Here is a 16,461-nt window from a genome sequence, read left to right on the forward strand (position 1 = left end):
CCATCGTTCCCGCCCCGATGACGCCTACTGTTTTTATACTCACTTGGGCTTGCCTCCCTTCGCCTCTAACGGCCTGTAAAACGAGGCGCACGTTTTTCCATGAAAGCGGTGACCCCTTCCTTATGATCCGCTGTGCTGCCAGCCGCCTCTTGTGCAAAAGCTTCATATTCCAAGGCCTCTTCCAACCCCATCTCAAGCCCTTTGTACATCGTGCGCTTGATCAAGCCAATTCCCTTCGTCGGTAGTGACGCCAGCTTGCGCGCATACGCCAACGCATCCTCCATGAAGCTCTCCGCAGGGTACACCTGATTGACCAATCCAATTCGCAGTGCTTCCTCGGCGGAAACCTTTTCGCCCGTCATCGCCAGCTCCAACGCCTTGCCGATCCCGACGATGCGCGGCAAGTAGTAGCAGCCTCCTGAATCAGGAACGAGCCCGATGTTGACAAAAGCATTGACGAAGGATGCCTTTTCCGATGCCAGACGAATATCGCACGCCAGCGCAACACTCATGCCTGCACCTGCTGCTACGCCGTTAACCGCTGCAATGATTGGCTTCTCTGTTTTTTGAAACTGGAGGATCATTGGATTATAGCGATCCCGCAAGAACCCACCATAATCCACATCTCCTCCCCCAGAAACGTCACCAAGATCCTGCCCCGCATTGAACGCCCTCCCTGCACCGGTAAGAACGATGCAACGCACATCCGCATCCTTCTGCGCTTGCTTCAATGCATCGGTGATTTCCTTGTTCATGACGGCTGTAAACGCATTGAATTTGTCGGGACGGTTCAAAGTCACCACTGCTACGCCTTCTGACACTTCATAAAGAATCGTTTCGTACATGGCCGCCTCCTAATGTCCCGTAAAACGGGGTTTGCGCTTCTCCAGAAACGCTTGCATGCCTTCTTTTCGATCTTCGCTTGCCAAAAGAAGATAAAAGCTGTTTCGCTCGTAATCCATTCCCTCTTGAAGAGGGAGATCCCCAGCTTTGTACACGGCTTTTTTGATGACCTGTACCGCGAGCGGCGGCTGCTGGGCGATTTGCTTTGCCAGCTTGAGCGCTTCCTGATAGTACGCCTCCACTGGCACTACTCGATTGACCAGTCCGTATTTCAACGCCTCTTTGGCCGAAATCGGTTCACCTGTGAGCAGCATCTCCAGTGCTTTTCGCTCACCTACCACACGCGTCAGACGCTGTGTACCACCAGCCCCAGGCATGACTCCCAGCTTGATTTCCGGTTGGCCAATGACGGCTGTCTCCGAAGCGATCACAATATCGCAGTTCATCATTAATTCACAGCCACCACCGAGCGCAAAACCGCTGACGGCACCAATAATCGGTTTGGAGATGAGTGAGATGCGATCCCAAACCGCAAACTGATTGCGCTTCATGATGTCGATGGCTGATGCTTCCGCCATTTCATTAATGTCAGCACCCGCTGCGAACGCCCTCGCGTTTCCAGTCAGGATGATCACCCGAATATCCGGGTCGCGGTCCATTTGCTCCAGCTGGTCAACCAATTCGTCGACGAGCTGCAAATTCAGCGCGTTTAGAATCTTCGGTCGATTCAACGTAATGATACCTACACCATCTTCACTGGCTACGCTAATATATTCATAGGCCATGAACTGTCACACCCTTTTTTTACAGGAGTTGGTTTAAATAGCTGCCTGTGATTTGTTTCGGTTATCCACGACTCGTATCGCTTTGCCTTCGCTGCGCGTCAAGGAATTTGGCGGTTGCACCCGCAGCACCACAGACACGCCCAACGTATTTTTGATGTGATGGCAAATTTCTTTCACCAATGGCGAGAGAGCAGAGCTGTCATTTCCACTGAGCTCTTTTGCATAGGCTGGTGTCAGCTCGCAGTGCACCTCAAAACGGTCAAGGGCACCGTCGCGTTCAATGACGACCTGATAATGTGGAGCCAATTCGCTGAACGTGAGCAGGACGGACTCGATCTCTGTCGGGAACACATTGACCCCACGAATAATGAGCATGTCATCTACACGCCCTTTGATGCGCGACATCCGCATGGTTGTCCGTCCGCACTTACAGGGCTCGGGGTTGAGAGAAGCGATATCACCCGTGCGATAGCGCACAACCGGGAATGCTTCTTTCGTCAGCGATGTAAACACGAGCTCGCCTTCTTTTCCGTATGGGAGCACTTCTCCGGTATTCGGATCGATAATTTCCGCGTAGAAATGGTCTTCTGCGATATGCAAGCCATCCTGCACTTCATGACATTCAATGGAAACTCCTGGCCCCATCACTTCGCTCAGTCCGTAAATGTCCACCGCTTTAATGTCGAGCTCCTGTTCCAGCTGTACGCGCATTTCTTCTGACCACGGCTCTGCACCAAAAATCCCGTATTTGACACTCGTCTCACGTGGATCGATTCCTTGCTTTTTCATCTCTTCCACGATGTTGAGGACATAAGATGGCGTTGCTGCAATACCACGTGGCTTGAAGTCCTCGATTAATGTAATTTGACGGGAGGTATTGCCACCGGATACTGGCACTGCAACTGCGCCCATATGCTCGATTCCGTTGTGCAGACCCAAGCCGCCTGTAAAAAGGCCATAGCCATACGCGTTATGGAAAATGTCTCCCGGCTCTCCGCCCGCACAGCAAATGGCGCGAGCCACGATCTCCGCCCAATTCTCCAAGTCTTTTTTGGTGTAGCCGACAACAGTCGGCTTTCCTTTCGTCCCGGATGAACCATGAATGCGTGCTACTTCCTTCATATCAACCGCAAACAGATTGAATGGATAATTTTCCCGCAAATCTGTCTTTTTCATAAAGGGAAGCTTATTTATGTCTTCGATCGACTGGATATCTTCCGGTTTCACACCAGCCTCATTGAATGCTTTTGTGTGGAAAGGGACGCGCTCGTATACGCGTTTGACCGTTTCTTTCAAGCGTGCCAGTTGCAGTTCCGTCATTTTCTCTCTTGGTAGCGTTTCCATTTCTGTATTAAAGATCATGTCGCTTCCCTCATTCCCTTGCGTTATGACTCGGTAGGAGTACGTATTTGAAAATGTTACTCACCCTTAAAAACTGGTTTGCGCTTTTCGCGAAAGGCTTCCAATGCTTCCAGACGGTCTGTCGTGGGAATAATCACTTCATAGCACATGGTTTCGATATCTAGACCTGTCTGCAAATCGACACTGCTTCCGCGATCAATGGCTGATTTTGCCTGATACACCGCCAGCGGAGCATTTGCCAAAATCTCGTTCGCCAGCCCCATAGCCAACTCACATAGCTCCTCTGTATCTTTTGCGACAGCATTTACAAAACCGATTTGATACGCTTCCTGCGCTTGGATGCGCCTGGCAGTCAGAATCAGCTCCTTTGCCTTGGAAGGTCCGATCAAGCGAGACAACCGCTGCGTACCACCCGCCCCAGGAATGATGCCCAAGCTCACCTCTGTCAGACCCATTTTGGCCTCTGCGACGGCATAGCGGAAATCACAGGCCAGCGCCAGCTCAAAACCCCCGCCAAAAGCAAATCCGTTAATCATGGCAATCGTCGGCTGCGGAAGCCTCTCCAACGCAGTAAACACATCGCGGATTTTGCGGACATTGCGGCGTACCTGCTGTTCCGTCAATGTACGGCGCTCCTTCAAATCAGCTCCCGCGCTAAACGCTCGCCCCTCTGCCTTCACAATGACGACGCGAATCTCTTTTGCATCCAAACGGACCTGCTCAATCAAGTTCCCCAGACGCTCCAATGTTTCGTAGTTCAGCGCATTCAGCTCATCTGGACGATTCAGCGTAATCAGTCCTATATGTCCTTCACGTTCAAAGCGAACGCTCTCTTCCATCATCAACATCCTCCTTGTGCAGGCGGGTTCACACGTGCATACGTGCCGGTTGCAAAAGCCACAAGCTTGCCATCACAAGTCACGCGTGCTTCCATTACGATCAAGCTTTTCCCTTGTTTCAATACATGGGATTGTGCCTCGAGTACCTCACCGCGTGCAGGGTGCAGGTACTGAATCTTGCTCTCCACCGTCACACATTGCTGTACACCATCCACATGAGGTGCTGCCCCATGCCCCATCGCCACATCGGCTAATGTCGCCGTAACGCCTCCGTGTACGACACCTTCGATGCTATTGAACAGCTCGGGGCGAATTTTCAGTGCTACCTTACAGCCCTGTTCATCTCGGTGCACGACTTCTATGCCCAGGTAGTGGTTGAATCGATTACGGATCTCCACTGACATCTTTGCCCCCTTTCTCGTATCGTCTTGAAACAGTGAAAGGAGCCTAAGCACGTTGCTTTTGGCATCCTTTCTCCGTTTTATTTTCGCTGTCAGTTATTCGTTTTCGTCGATTTCGACGAAGTAATCATTTTTCCGGTAAGCCAGTGCATCCAGTGTCGCTACCAAGCCATGCTCCGTTTCTACGCGAATGCGATACCAGGCTGTGCGATTGTTTTTCTTCTCTTCGGTCGCTGTTGCCACCAAGCGATTCCCTTTCATGGCAGCAGCCAAAAATCCGATATTCATCGACAGTGCTACGGACGTTTTGCCATAGGAATTACAGGCCGCTGCAAAAACAAAGTCTGCCAGGGAGAAGATGATTGCGCCATGTGCGGTGCCGTGCGCATTCAGCATATGCTCGGCAACTGTGACTTCCGCGGTCGCCGTTCCTTCTCCCAGCTCAATCAGCTTAATGCCCAAAAATTGCGCAAACGGATCTTGCTTTAGCTTCTCACATATCTCTGCGTAATGCTTCTGATGGAGCGCTTGTTCGTCTACCAATCTTTTCGTGGTCATGATTAAACTACTTCTGCAAAATGCATGGACACAATTGGTCCAGCGAAGCCACGGAGGTCTTTTCCTGCTGCGCGACCCTCTGGGGATGACAACGCTTCCATCAAAGATTCTTTCGATTCAAAGTACATTTCTGCCATCAGATGCAAATCAGATTCTCCCATTGGAGTTCCGTAGATTTTGCTCACTTCCATTTTGATTAAGCCAGGCATTTTCTCTGCCAATGGGCCATGTACCTCGAAATAATGCTTGTCAAAAGCATCGATATCTTCGGGCTTGCGATAAATTGCTATCAATTTCACCATCATGATCCCTGCTTTCTTCAGATTATAGTCGTAATGTGACGACGAATTCATATAACGTTATTTTAACGCATGTTAATATTTTTATTATATAAAGCCTTTGTGACAGGTGCAAGTATTTTTAAAAAAGCGAGAAAACTCTGCCGAATCGAATCCTCCCTTCTCTTCATATTTATGACCGGGAAAAGGCTGACAGAATATGCTTCGATGGGGTGATTTCGACTTCTGTTATCGGGAAAAGCCCTCTTTCGCAGGAGTATCCGCTTCATAAGAAAAACCCCGTTGAATCTAACGGGGCTCTCGGAGTTACATTATTGACCATTCAGTCCGGAATGGGCACAAAAAAATGGCTTAGTCTCGATTCCAATGATGGGAATGGGTTGATATGAAGTCCGCCATGGATCGTGGTTTTCTCCCTGTTACTCGTTCTACCGTATCGGTTACGCTGTTTTCGGCACCATTGCGAATCTGTTCATCCAAATCTGCCATGAAACCTGCATATTCCATCGTCAAACCTGCTGTGACCAGCTTATCCTGCAATGCTTCCGTGCTAATATGTTCATGCTTGATAGTACGTCCAATTGCCGATTCAATCATGGCCGCTACTTCTGCATAGCTTAGCGCGTCTGGTCCCGTAATAAAATGATGGGTGTTATGTGGAATCTCGTCAATGAGTGCATGAACTCCAACTTCGGCGATATCATCAGCGTCTACGAATCCAATCCTTCCATGTCCCGTAGATGTAACAATCTTGCCCTCCTCTTTGATTGAGGTTCCATGTTGCCCATGAATAAAATTTTGCATGAAATAAGAAGGCTTCAATATTGCCCACTCTGGACTATGCTTGCTTACTGCTTCATGCAGCCTTCCGAACACGGGTCCATCCTCAGGAATAATCAAAGCACTAAGCATGACGATGCGTTGCACGCCGGCTTGTAAAGCCCTATCCAGAAACGGAAGTACAAGCGGAGATGGATCAAAAACACCCACTGGTGCTACCAGGTATAGTTTTTTCACATCTTTCAATGAATGCTCGAAGGTTGCTACTTCATTCCAATCAAAATGTACATGCTCGATGTCGGCGAGAGATGGTTTTGTACGGCTCGCTATACGCGGATGGTAGCCTAGTTCTGTTAGCTTTTTGGCAATACGGCTTCCTGTTGTACCCGTTCCACCCGTGATCAGTATCTTATCCTTACGTTCCATATGATCAGCTCCTTATCCAATCTTAGTTCTCAAACTGATGATCTCTGTTCAAAAACGATTCCATACTGCCACCGAAAGCCTCAATTGCCACCAATGGATTCCAGTAATCCTTGTAATGGATAATTTTTTTGTCTTTGATTTGGATGACACTCACGTATTTTTGATTGTACGGCAGTCCTGTAGCAATCACTTGACCTTCACATTCAAATTCCACAATGACGTGGTTTGACGCTGCTGCATGATGAATGTGAGGAACACTGAATTTAAATAGGTCCATCTTTTGCGGAAAATCCTTGATATAGTTATAAATCGCAGGCTTCCCTTCAATTTTTGAGGGATAATTTTGGGGAGCATATGGGAACTCAAAAACAGCGTTGTCATCCCATAGTTCAATCCATTGATCCATATCCTTCTCCAGCATAAACAAGAGGAAGCTTTTCACAACTTCTTCTGCCTCTTGGCTGAGTTTTGTAGTAGCGTCAGTCATAGGTAGCACCTCACTAATCCTTTGTTATTATTTATCCACATTCCAGCTATTTTCAGATCGATCAGTCTAGAATCGACACAAAAAAATACTCACCTCCTTTCCAGATCGATCAGTCTAATATATGTAAAAATAGAATGAAGCGTCTACAGTCGCTCCATTATCAATCAAGCGTGGATAGGGTAACGGTTAAAATATGGTCTAACACTTCTGGATTCGTGGTTAACTTAGCTGCTTGGGTTAAAGCGTATCGTGCATGATTCAAATACTGTGCAAGTGCACGCAAATTTTTCTCACGATGACCCAGTTCGCCTTGTTCTTGAGCACGGACCAGTGCAGTATAAAACGCTTCTTCTAATCGGGCCATATCGTCTCTAAAAAAATCTGCAATTTCCGTATCATGTGGTACTTGATCAATGGCACTCAGCAAAATGAAGCATTCCTTGCAGCGACTCTCATCCTTGAGTACAGTTACGATTTCGCGGAAAATCTCCGCAATGCTTTCCTTCACCGAACCCGGCCGCTCCAAATACGAAATAACGGCAGTCATCTTCTCGCTCGCGTAATGCTTTACGGCTAAAAGAAAGAGATCTCTTTTCGTGCCATACGTATCATACAGGCTTTGACGGGCGATCCCTAATCCATCCAACAAATTTTGCAGAGACGCACCTTCATAGCCATAGTGCCCAAATACTTCCATTGCCTTATGCAGGACAAGCGTCGTATCGAATTCCTTGCTTCTTGCCATGTTATGAATACTCCCTTCTGCGTTTAGATTATCTTTTCCGGACTGTTTAGTCAAGATTTTTTGGATCGTTTAGTCTAAAATATTTATTGTTGCATTCCTTCGCCAATAGCCTCGTGGGAAGAAGCGAATTTCCAGTCCAAGCGCCTCTGGAGCCCGACCTAGCTTCGGAAAAAATGGCGGGGAATTTCAGCTTCACTTATGAAAAAACTCCTCGAAACTTCTACGTTTGAAGCGCTCCCGACATTTTTTCCGGAGCGGACAGTGAATCCCCCATGCGGGGCGTAGGCCGAAGCGTAGACTGGAAATTCGCTTCTTCCCCTCCCCAACAGCCACTCAATAAAACAAGATCAAAAAAAAGAGGACAGACCCAATGTCTGTCCTCTCGCATCGCTCTACTTCCTAGATCCACACCCAGAAAATAAAGACGATGATCGCCATCATAATCACAAACAATCCTGCAAAAATACTGATCCGTGCAAACTCATGACCTTTTTGATCCATGTGCATCCAGACATACAGCTGGAAGAACGCTTGAACAAAGGCCAGTGCTACGATGAATGGTACGGTAAAACCTGATGGAATTGCTTCATACGCCACTGCAATGAATGCCAGTGCGGTCAATACGAGAGATCCGATGAAAGCAACAATGTGTCTTTTCGGACCATCGTGTTTAACTTTCGGTTTGCGTACCTCTTCATTATGAGCTTGTGCTCCCATAGATTATCCCACCTTTCCACCGATCATACCCATGAGATATACCACGGTAAAGATGAATACCCATACAACGTCGATAAAGTGCCAGTACAGACTTGCCAGGTAGAACTTCGGTGCCGTTACTACCGTCAGGCCCTTTTTCGTCGCAGACAGTTGCAAAAGGATGATCCAGCAAATCCCGAACGCTACGTGAGCTCCGTGGAATCCAACCAATGTGTAGAAGGCAGATGAAAATGCACTCGTTGACATTTTCAAGCCTTCATTCACATAGTGTACAAACTCGTAAATCTCCAAAGCAAGGAAGCCAAGACCGAGTATTACTGTGATAGTCAGCCATAGCTGAATCTTCTTGAGGTCTTTTTTGTGCAGAGCCAGTGTAGCCATAACACTTGTCATCGAGCTGGTAAGCAAGAGAAGTGTCGCCACTGCAACGAGATTCATGTCAAACAACGCTTGGGACGTTGGTCCACCATTTGCTTGATCACGAAGAGCGATAAATGTTGCAAACAAGGAACCGAAGAGAACTGTCTCTCCACCGAGGAAGAGCCAGAAGCCAAGAACCTTATTCTTACCTTCAAGGGTGGCTTTTTCCGGTTCGTCAGGCAATACTGCATGTGCGTGATGGTTAGCCATTAAGCCTTTACCCCTTTCTCTTCGAGTTCATCTTCATGAATGTGATAACCTGGATCGTCTTTCACTGAACGGGTAAACATGCAGGCCAGTGTAGCGAGTATTCCAATGACTACAACCACATAGTTGTGGTAGATAAAACCATAGCCTGCCACGAACAATCCGAGAGACATCAGGAATGGCAAGAACGATGGCGATGGCATGTGAATGTCGCCAATAGGCTCAGCAGGCGTCATGCCTTTGTTACCAGCCATTTTCTCAACCCACAACGCATCCAAACCGCGAACGAGAGGCGTTTGAACGAAGTTGTACTCCGGCGGCGGTGAAGGAATCGCCCATTCGAGTGAACGTCCATCCCATGGATCTGCAGGAGCGCGTTTGGAGCTTTTCGCTGCAACGAATACGTTGATTACGAATAGGATGGTACCGATCGTCATACCAAATGCACCAATCGTACTGATAAAGTTCCCCATATCCAGGTTCTGATCTTTGAGGTATGTAAAGACGCGACGCGGCATCCCCATCAGCCCCAGGAAGTGTTGCGGGAAGAAGGTAAGGTGGAAACCAATGAAGAACGTCCAGAAGTTCCATTTACCAATTGTTTCGTTCAGCATTTTACCGAACATTTTCGGCCACCAGTAGTAAAGACCGGAGAAGAGACCGAATACGAGACCCCCTACGATTACGTAGTGGAAGTGAGCAACTACAAAATAACTGTCATGGTATTGGTAGTCAGCTGGCGGAACCGCAAGCATAACCCCTGTCATACCACCGATTGTAAACGTTGGGATAAATCCTACTGCAAACAGGTTTGCGGTAGGGAAGCGGATTTGACCGCCCCACATGGTCAACAGCCAGTTAAAGATTTTAATACCTGTAGGAACAGCAATCAACATGGTTGCAAGTCCAAACAGCGTGTTGGCAATTGCGCCCAAGCCTGTTGTGAACATGTGGTGAGCCCACACCATGAAGCCCAAGAAACCGATCAGCGCTGTTGCAAACACCATGGAGCTGTAACCGAACAGGCGCTTTCTTGAGAATGTAGAAACTACTTCAGAAATGATACCGAATGCCGGGAGAATCAAAATGTATACTTCGGGGTGACCGAAGATCCAGAACAAGTGCTCCCAGATAACAACGTTACCACCTGCGTCAGGGTTGAAAAAGTTTCCGCCGAACAAGCGGTCAAACATCAACAGAACCAAACCAACCGTAATCGCAGGGAATGCGAAGAGGATCAAACCGGATGTAATAAAGGACGCCCAGGTGAACATTGGCATACGCATGAATGTCATACCTGGAGCACGCATGTTGATGATGGTAACCAGGAAGTTAATACCACCAATCAGCGTTCCGAGACCGGCAATTTGCAAACCAAGTACGTAGAAGTCTACTCCTCTTCCACTGTATTGATTCAAAGCCAAAGTTGTATACGATGTCCAACCAGCATCAGGTGCGCCACCCAAGAACCAGCTTGTGTTCAGTAGCACTCCCCCGAAGAAAAATAGCCAGAATCCGAGTGCGTTAACAAACGGGAATGCTACGTCGCGTGCACCGATTTGAAGGGGAACAATCGCGTTCATCAAAGCAAAAATGATCGGCATAACCGCCAAGAAAATCATCGTAGTGCCGTGCATCGTAATTAATTCGTTAAAAGTCTTGGCACCAACGAATTCAATCTCTGGGTACATCAACTGCAAACGAATCAGCAGGGCTTCCAAACCACCGGCCAAGAAGAAAATCCCACCAGCAATCAGATAAAGGATCGCAATCTTCTTATGGTCCACTGTCGTAAGATAATCCCACAGCCCCGAACGATTTGGTGCATGAGAAGCATGTGCAGACACGGGTTTACCTCCTTTTTAAGCGTCACTGCCTATGACGATTGTCAATGCAATAAGTTTTATGAGGTTTTACTTTACTTTTTCTCGCTTACGCTCAATGTCTCCATGTACTCTACAAGCGCTTTCACTTGGTTGTCATCGAGGTTGAGGTTAGGCATTTTGTTGCCCGGCTTGATTTTTTGAGGATCTTTCAGCCAATCTGCAATGTTTTCAGGCGTATGAGCTTTGATACCTGCTACGCGTTCACGATCTGCAAAGTTAGTCAGGTTTGGCCCCATCTTACCGCCTTTACCTGCCACAGCGTGACATCCCAAACAGCTCTTATCGAAGATTTGTTGACCTTCTGCAGCCAGTGGAGAAGTTGCCGTTACAGGTTCTTTTGCCTGAACGCCCTTCATGCCAGCTACCCAAGTGTCAAAATCTGCTTGTTCCATTACTTCTACCTTGAAGTCCATCAAGGCATGGGACGCTCCACAGAGCTCCGCACATTTACCGTAGTAAATGCCTGTTTTGTCTGCTTGCAGCCACATTTTGTTTTCTTGCCCTGGGTTCGTATCGATTTTGCCGCCCAATGCAGGAATCCAGAATGCGTGCTTAACATCAGACGCTGATAATACGAATTGAACCTTTTTACCAACTGGCAATACCAAGTCTTGTGCAGTCGCTACTCCAAGATCAGGATACTCGAACTCCCACCAGAATTGGTGAGCGGTAACCTTTACTTGAACTGCTTCCTCTTTTGGGTACTCCTTGTGCAGTGCAAAACCGGTAGTAACAGTCGGAATCGCCATGATGATAAGGAGCAAGAAAGGAATTACCGTCCAAAGAATTTCAAGTGCATGATTTCCTTCGACCTGCTTAGGAATGCCTTGCTGTCCGGGACGCTTACGATAACGGATAAGGACGTACGTAAAGATCGCCATTACGACAATGAAGACGCCGATCATGATAGCGGAGGACAGCTTCATCAGGTCAAACTGCATAGCAGCTACCGGACCAGAGGGCTTGAGCGCTGAGAGCTCATCTTTGCCACACCCGGTTAACACTAGCGCCAGCAGAGCAAACAGGGAAAACTGACGCCAATACTGTTGCCAACCCTTCATACCAATGAACCCCTCTTTCTTCGTGTTGGTAACGTTCTAGCCACGCCTACAACTAGAAGTTTTCGTACTTTTCTATCTGCTTGAAGAAATCGCATACAATACCATTCACAACTATAATACCCAAACGTGAAAAGTATTAGCAGTCATTCCAGAAACAAACAGGAAAGTAAGGGGCAGTGTTGCACACTTCTACCCAAGCGTGGTAACCATTTAAGTATACATAAATTTTCCTTAATACAAAGGCTATTTGTTATGATTTTGTTAACAAATTTATGAACAATTTTGTGAACATTGGAGTTAAATACTGTCAAACTATCCATTTAAAAGGAGAATTTCATGCAAAAAAGACCAATTGCACTAGTCACTGGTACCTCAAGTGGCTTTGGTAAGCACGCATCAGTCGCTTTAGTCAAGGCCGGTTTTCAGGTAATTGCTGCTATGCGTGATCTAGCAAAAAGAGACCCTCTTGACAAATTGGCAAGCTTGTTTATAGATCCTGAGCATCTGGAAGTCATTTCCCTTGATGTTACGAATCCGGAACAAATTCAGGATGCGATCACCTCCATTATTGCAAAGCATGGGCGCATTGATCTGTTAGTGAACAATGCCGGCTACGCGTTGGGCGGCTTTGCCGAGGAAGTCACTTCGGAGGAATGGCGCAAGCAGTTTGATGTAAATGTGTTCGGACTGATCGACGTCACTCGGGCAGTCTTGCCTTATATGCGGCAGCAACAAGCTGGACGAATTATTAACGTAAGCAGCATCAGTGGGCGATTTGGTTTCCCTGGTCTATCACCGTATGCTGCATCCAAGCATGCAGTCGAAGGCTTCAGTGAGTCGCTTCGCCTCGAAATGCTACCCTTTCAGGTCCAAGTCGTCCTTGTTGAGCCCGGCTCCTTTCGTACAGCAATCTGGGAGAAAGGAATGCAAGACCAACAGCTTAATGAAAACTCTCCTTACGCCTCCCAAATGAAGAAACTGATGCGTCACGTAGAAGCGATCATAGAAAAGGCACCTCCCCCTGACGCAGTCATCTCGACGATTGTCCATGCAGCCACCACTCCCAAGCCGCGATTCCGCTACCCAGTTGGCCGAGGCGTGGGACTTACGATCGCCGCAAAAAATTGGCTTCCGTGGTCATGGATTGAGCGAATCGTGACAAAGCGATCGTAATGATTTATCCATAAACAAAACACACCCCGAAGGAGTGTGTTTGCACGTTAAACAACTATACACTTTCCGTTCGTCCTGTGCGTATCAGCCAAACATGCTGGATATATTCTGCTACGCCAAAAAATATCGCAACAAAACCGGCCCCGATTGCAGCGATTTGAGCCGTCGGCAAAAACACAATGCTTCCATAAACGATCAAAAAGCTGATAATCAAGTCAAACATGGTCGTAAGCCAAAGACTCCCTGATGCAAGGATCGCCCTATCCAAAAAATATCCGGCGACTGCCAATACAAATCCGACTCCGACAGACTGATATAGATTAGCGAAATTCACTTCTGGAAAGAGAGCATCTGCCAAAACGACCAATAACGGACTAACGAGCAGCTTCATCAAAAGACCGTCCACGTCTATTTACTCTCCTTTACTGGGGGTGTACTCAGTATGCCCCTCGTTTACTTCAGCCATGTCATGACGCCGTCGTATACCGGCTTGTAAACCATTTCCATCCAATAAACAGGATTAGGGACAACCCCTTTCTCGGCTCCTGCGTACAAGCCAACACTGATGACAAGCAACCCAAGAAAGACAGCAATCTCTTTGCGCTGCTGCTTCCGAATCAATCTGGGCAGCTCGTATGCACAAACCATTATAGATACAACGATGACGGCAAATGTCGACATACAAACTCCCCCTGTCCCTGTTACACAATCACTTTTCTTCAAAGGCATTATTGATGGTTCCTAAACGTCTGATTTTCACATCGGCGATCACATGTACTGGCAGCTTGGTAAATTCCTTTTCCCAATTGCTCCCTATCTTCTTCCATACTTTCGGGTATTTTCGGTGGATCGCTTCTCCGAATCCATATATGTCTACTCCATGTTTCTTGGCATTCGCAATTGCTTTTGTCGCCAATTTTTCCAGTGATGTTTCTGCCTCTTTTTCCAGCTCCTTGATCGTTCCCTTCTCTGTCAGATCGAGCTTGCACTGCACTTCGCCAATATCATTTTCCAAACCAATGTGAACGATGACTTCAGGCGCGCCATTTTTCATGGTAGCGTCGATTTTCGCGTCAGCGTGCATGACTTCCAACGTCAAGAGCCCGCCCCCCTTGCAAGGCATACTTCCGACCGTGCTTTTTACTTTGCCTGTAATGTAACTATAGGCTTTGCTGTCCGCTTCACTCAGCCAGTTGATCAACTTGTCTCCCCGGAAAGCAGCCAATGTTGTATATTGAAGCAGCACGGGCGAATCTATTTGCTCGACATTTTTTCGTTTATCCCCCTCACTTGCAGGTCCCGTTAGTCGCACGCCTGTCAAAACCGCTTGTTTCCCTTTGCTGGTAAAGTCAGTAATCAATTGATCCATCGTAATTGCTGCGGTAGGCGCCCATACTTTGGAGGATGTCTCCAAAGAAGCAAACATTTCTGTAGAAGGGATTTGCTCAAGCGGTGTGATCACTCTCAGGATGTTGCGTGCCGTCGTTCCTCTAGCGATGGCAATATAAAAGTCAGTCCGAAACTCATGGTCACGCGAGACAAAATCGACGACAGGAGCGATTCCCTCTCTCGCAACCGCCTCACCAAATATGAGCATCCGCGTATGCGCCATATAAATTTTCCGAGGAGAAATCGTGGTCATTTTCCTCACAGCCTCCAAAATCGTCGGCGCGTTCATCGTAAAGAGAGTAACAGGCGAACGTCCAGGCTTCCCCTTGTTGGCCGCGACCTCTGCAGGGTCTACTACTTGAACCGATACTTGATAGCCTCCTTGCACTTTATCAATACCGATCCCGACCGCAATCGCCAAATCGTTCAGTTCTTTTCGATCCCAACAACCAGCTAGGATAACAACGAGCACGATGCAGAGAAGAACTTTTATCCCTTTCACTGGTGCCCACTCCTTTACATGCTGTGGAAAGCCTCTTACTTCTGCGGCGGTAATGGCTTTATCCCTTTAGATTGACGGCGCAAATTGTTTTTGGTGATCGATTCAGGACGTTTGTCCAAGGCCCAGCGAGGCAAGCGAAAGATCGTGTCTCTTTGCTCTTTCAAGGAAAACGGAGCAAACGATTCCATATACGGTACGCCAAACGAGCGTAAACTGCATAAATGCAGCACTAACGCAAGGATCCCTACAATAATTCCGTATATGCCAAAAGAAGCAGCCAGAACCATCAGTGGAAAGCGAAGAATCCTCACGGTAATCGACATGTTGCTCGCTGGGAAAATAAAGCTGGAGATTGCGGTAATCGAGACCACAATAACCATCGCTGCCGAAACAATCCCCGCCTCCACCGCTGCTTGTCCGATGACCAGTGTTCCCACGATAGAAATGGCTTGACCGACGGCACGCGGCATCCGAATTCCAGCCTCTCGCAATATCTCAAAAGCCACTTCCATCATGATCGCCTCAATAAAGGCTGGAAAGGGCACTCCTTCTCTCTGTGCCGCCAAGCTGATTAAAAGCTGTGTCGGGAGCATCTCTTGGTGGAAGGTCGTAATGGCGATATAGAGAGAGGGAGCAAGCAACGCTATAAAAAAACAAGCGAATCGCAGCATGCGAATCAACGTACTAAAATCAAAGCGCTGATAGTAGTCCTCCGCTGAATGGAAAAACTCAACAAAGAGAGAGGGCACGGTCAGAACAAAAGGAGTCCCATCTACAAGAATCGCTACGCGCCCCTCTAATAGATTTGCGGCGACCACATCCGGGCGCTCCGAGTTAGAGATGGTGGGGAAAGGTGTGTAGGCTTCGTCCTGGATCAGCTCCTCAATCATTCCGCTTTCCAAGATGCCATCGATGCTGATTCGATCCAGTCTGTTACGCACTTCTTCTACAACACCTTCTTCTACAATCCCTTTTATATAAACAATCGCGACTTCTGTCTTGGTTTCCTCGCCGATTCTGCTGATTTCCATCCTTAGCTTTTCACTGGAAATCCGTCTGCGCAGCAGCGTAATATTCGTGCGAAGTGTCTCCGTGAAGCTTTCCCGTGGACCACGAATAACGGTTTGCGATGACGGCTCGGTGACTCCTCTATCCTTCCACTCCTGCAAACCGACATGAATTGCTTGCGAGCAGCCATCCACGAGAATGATCACACAGCCAGACAGCAATGCTGTAAACAATGTGGGAAAATCGTATAAATCCCCCATATCCCCTACGGTCAGGACGGATTCTTTTAAAAAGGGAACGAACTCGTCTTCGCGTATCCCTTCCCATTCTTTCAAGCGTATTTTATATAAGAGACTATCGATTAATACGGCTTGCACCAGATACGAATCAACCATGCCATCCGCATACAAGACCGCTGCCCGAACAGGCTCTAGGGTATTTAGGACTACCTCTCGAATCACAATGTCATTGCTGTAACCGAGCGATTCTTTAATATAGTGAACGTTGTCGTCTAAGCTGCAACCAATCTGAGTCATTCGGATTGCTCCTCACATCGGCAATATGAACACAGTT

General features: G+C 47.7%; 19 protein-coding genes. 1 reads left to right on the plus strand and 18 read right to left on the minus strand.

Annotated features, from left to right (window positions below; all coding sequences use genetic code 11):
• Positions 1-65: 65 nt before the first annotated feature.
• From C7R91_RS26200 to coxB, 14 genes are all read right to left on the minus strand, one after another.
• Entirely contained in the window at positions 66-845 is a 780-nt protein-coding gene (locus C7R91_RS26200; RefSeq protein ID WP_047073315.1) for an enoyl-CoA hydratase-related protein, read from the minus strand.
• Between the two features lie 9 nt (positions 846-854).
• Positions 855-1,628: an enoyl-CoA hydratase-related protein gene (locus C7R91_RS26205; protein ID WP_047073317.1), complete on the minus strand. Its 774-nt coding sequence runs from the start codon at positions 1,626-1,628 to the stop codon at positions 855-857.
• Positions 1,629-1,661: 33 nt separating this feature from the next.
• Complete coding sequence (paaK, locus tag C7R91_RS26210) at positions 1,662-2,990, minus strand: phenylacetate--CoA ligase PaaK (protein ID WP_047073319.1); 1,329 nt, start codon at positions 2,988-2,990, stop codon at positions 1,662-1,664.
• Between the two features lie 56 nt (positions 2,991-3,046).
• Entirely contained in the window at positions 3,047-3,832 is a 786-nt protein-coding gene (locus C7R91_RS26215; protein ID WP_174769375.1) for an enoyl-CoA hydratase-related protein, read from the minus strand.
• The gene (locus C7R91_RS26220) at positions 3,832-4,233 is read right to left on the minus strand and encodes a PaaI family thioesterase (protein ID WP_047073320.1); all 402 of its coding nucleotides are present in this window, start codon (positions 4,231-4,233) and stop codon (positions 3,832-3,834) included. The genes C7R91_RS26215 and C7R91_RS26220 overlap by 1 nt, the downstream gene beginning before the upstream one ends.
• A gap of 93 nt (positions 4,234-4,326) precedes the next feature.
• Positions 4,327-4,788: a PaaI family thioesterase gene (locus tag C7R91_RS26225; protein WP_047073323.1), complete on the minus strand. Its 462-nt coding sequence runs from the start codon at positions 4,786-4,788 to the stop codon at positions 4,327-4,329.
• 2 nt (positions 4,789-4,790) lie between these two features.
• Positions 4,791-5,090: an EthD family reductase gene (locus C7R91_RS26230; RefSeq protein ID WP_047073324.1), complete on the minus strand. Its 300-nt coding sequence runs from the start codon at positions 5,088-5,090 to the stop codon at positions 4,791-4,793.
• 348 nt (positions 5,091-5,438) lie between these two features.
• Positions 5,439-6,293: an NmrA family NAD(P)-binding protein gene (locus C7R91_RS26240; RefSeq protein ID WP_047073326.1), complete on the minus strand. Its 855-nt coding sequence runs from the start codon at positions 6,291-6,293 to the stop codon at positions 5,439-5,441.
• Positions 6,294-6,315: 22 nt separating this feature from the next.
• Positions 6,316-6,780 carry a nuclear transport factor 2 family protein gene (locus C7R91_RS26245; RefSeq protein ID WP_047073327.1) on the minus strand — a complete coding sequence of 155 codons (465 nt, stop codon included), beginning with the start codon at positions 6,778-6,780 and terminating at the stop codon, positions 6,316-6,318.
• Between the two features lie 160 nt (positions 6,781-6,940).
• The gene (locus tag C7R91_RS26250; protein ID WP_047073330.1) at positions 6,941-7,525 is read right to left on the minus strand and encodes a TetR/AcrR family transcriptional regulator; all 585 of its coding nucleotides are present in this window, start codon (positions 7,523-7,525) and stop codon (positions 6,941-6,943) included.
• Between the two features lie 399 nt (positions 7,526-7,924).
• Positions 7,925-8,242 carry a cytochrome C oxidase subunit IV family protein gene (locus tag C7R91_RS26255; protein ID WP_047073332.1) on the minus strand — a complete coding sequence of 106 codons (318 nt, stop codon included), beginning with the start codon at positions 8,240-8,242 and terminating at the stop codon, positions 7,925-7,927.
• A gap of 3 nt (positions 8,243-8,245) precedes the next feature.
• A complete protein-coding gene (locus C7R91_RS26260; protein WP_047073333.1) occupies positions 8,246-8,872 on the minus strand; it encodes a cytochrome c oxidase subunit 3 in 627 nt (208 codons plus the stop codon).
• Positions 8,872-10,716: a cytochrome c oxidase subunit I gene (gene ctaD / locus C7R91_RS26265; RefSeq protein ID WP_047073335.1), complete on the minus strand. Its 1,845-nt coding sequence runs from the start codon at positions 10,714-10,716 to the stop codon at positions 8,872-8,874. The genes C7R91_RS26260 and ctaD overlap by 1 nt, the downstream gene beginning before the upstream one ends.
• A gap of 71 nt (positions 10,717-10,787) precedes the next feature.
• The gene (coxB, locus tag C7R91_RS26270) at positions 10,788-11,816 is read right to left on the minus strand and encodes a cytochrome c oxidase subunit II (RefSeq protein WP_047073337.1); all 1,029 of its coding nucleotides are present in this window, start codon (positions 11,814-11,816) and stop codon (positions 10,788-10,790) included.
• Positions 11,817-12,152: 336 nt separating this feature from the next.
• On the opposite strand from coxB, the gene C7R91_RS26275 reads away from it, so the two are divergent.
• The gene (locus C7R91_RS26275; RefSeq protein WP_047073338.1) at positions 12,153-12,989 is read left to right on the plus strand and encodes an oxidoreductase; all 837 of its coding nucleotides are present in this window, start codon (positions 12,153-12,155) and stop codon (positions 12,987-12,989) included.
• Positions 12,990-13,044: 55 nt separating this feature from the next.
• Here C7R91_RS26275 and C7R91_RS26280 read toward each other — a convergent pair whose 3' ends face one another.
• The 4 genes from C7R91_RS26280 to C7R91_RS26295 are packed head-to-tail and all read right to left on the minus strand — an operon-like array spanning position 13,045 to position 16,424.
• On the minus strand, positions 13,045-13,395 hold the full coding sequence (locus tag C7R91_RS26280; RefSeq protein ID WP_047073339.1) for a DUF2512 family protein: 351 nt from the start codon (positions 13,393-13,395) through the stop codon (positions 13,045-13,047).
• Between the two features lie 47 nt (positions 13,396-13,442).
• Entirely contained in the window at positions 13,443-13,670 is a 228-nt protein-coding gene (locus C7R91_RS26285) for a hypothetical protein (protein ID WP_047073340.1), read from the minus strand.
• Between the two features lie 28 nt (positions 13,671-13,698).
• Complete coding sequence (locus tag C7R91_RS26290; protein WP_047073341.1) at positions 13,699-14,880, minus strand: Ger(x)C family spore germination protein; 1,182 nt, start codon at positions 14,878-14,880, stop codon at positions 13,699-13,701.
• Between the two features lie 35 nt (positions 14,881-14,915).
• Positions 14,916-16,424: a spore germination protein gene (locus C7R91_RS26295; protein WP_047073342.1), complete on the minus strand. Its 1,509-nt coding sequence runs from the start codon at positions 16,422-16,424 to the stop codon at positions 14,916-14,918.
• Positions 16,425-16,461: the final 37 nt, after the last annotated feature.

Origin of the sequence: Brevibacillus formosus (assembly GCF_003013405.1) — a bacterium.
GTDB lineage: Bacteria > Bacillota > Bacilli > Brevibacillales > Brevibacillaceae > Brevibacillus > Brevibacillus formosus.

Excerpts from the sequence above, each read along its gene's own strand:
- C7R91_RS26200 (WP_047073315.1), bottom strand. The coding sequence starts at position 845 with ATGTACGAAACGATTCTTTATGAAGTGTCAGAAGGCGTAGCAGTGGTG.
- C7R91_RS26205 (WP_047073317.1), bottom strand. The coding sequence starts at position 1,628 with ATGGCCTATGAATATATTAGCGTAGCCAGTGAAGATGGTGTAGGTATC.
- paaK (WP_047073319.1), bottom strand. The coding sequence starts at position 2,990 with ATGATCTTTAATACAGAAATGGAAACGCTACCAAGAGAGAAAATGACG.
- C7R91_RS26215 (WP_174769375.1), bottom strand. The coding sequence starts at position 3,832 with ATGATGGAAGAGAGCGTTCGCTTTGAACGTGAAGGACATATAGGACTG.
- C7R91_RS26220 (WP_047073320.1), bottom strand. The coding sequence starts at position 4,233 with ATGTCAGTGGAGATCCGTAATCGATTCAACCACTACCTGGGCATAGAA.
- C7R91_RS26225 (WP_047073323.1), bottom strand. The coding sequence starts at position 4,788 with ATGACCACGAAAAGATTGGTAGACGAACAAGCGCTCCATCAGAAGCAT.
- C7R91_RS26230 (WP_047073324.1), bottom strand. The coding sequence starts at position 5,090 with ATGGTGAAATTGATAGCAATTTATCGCAAGCCCGAAGATATCGATGCT.
- C7R91_RS26240 (WP_047073326.1), bottom strand. The coding sequence starts at position 6,293 with ATGGAACGTAAGGATAAGATACTGATCACGGGTGGAACGGGTACAACA.
- C7R91_RS26245 (WP_047073327.1), bottom strand. The coding sequence starts at position 6,780 with ATGACTGACGCTACTACAAAACTCAGCCAAGAGGCAGAAGAAGTTGTG.
- C7R91_RS26250 (WP_047073330.1), bottom strand. The coding sequence starts at position 7,525 with ATGGCAAGAAGCAAGGAATTCGATACGACGCTTGTCCTGCATAAGGCA.
- C7R91_RS26255 (WP_047073332.1), bottom strand. The coding sequence starts at position 8,242 with ATGGGAGCACAAGCTCATAATGAAGAGGTACGCAAACCGAAAGTTAAA.
- C7R91_RS26260 (WP_047073333.1), bottom strand. The coding sequence starts at position 8,872 with ATGGCTAACCATCACGCACATGCAGTATTGCCTGACGAACCGGAAAAA.
- coxB (WP_047073337.1), bottom strand. The coding sequence starts at position 11,816 with ATGAAGGGTTGGCAACAGTATTGGCGTCAGTTTTCCCTGTTTGCTCTG.
- C7R91_RS26275 (WP_047073338.1), top strand. The coding sequence starts at position 12,153 with ATGCAAAAAAGACCAATTGCACTAGTCACTGGTACCTCAAGTGGCTTT.
- C7R91_RS26285 (WP_047073340.1), bottom strand. The coding sequence starts at position 13,670 with ATGTCGACATTTGCCGTCATCGTTGTATCTATAATGGTTTGTGCATAC.
- C7R91_RS26295 (WP_047073342.1), bottom strand. The coding sequence starts at position 16,424 with ATGACTCAGATTGGTTGCAGCTTAGACGACAACGTTCACTATATTAAA.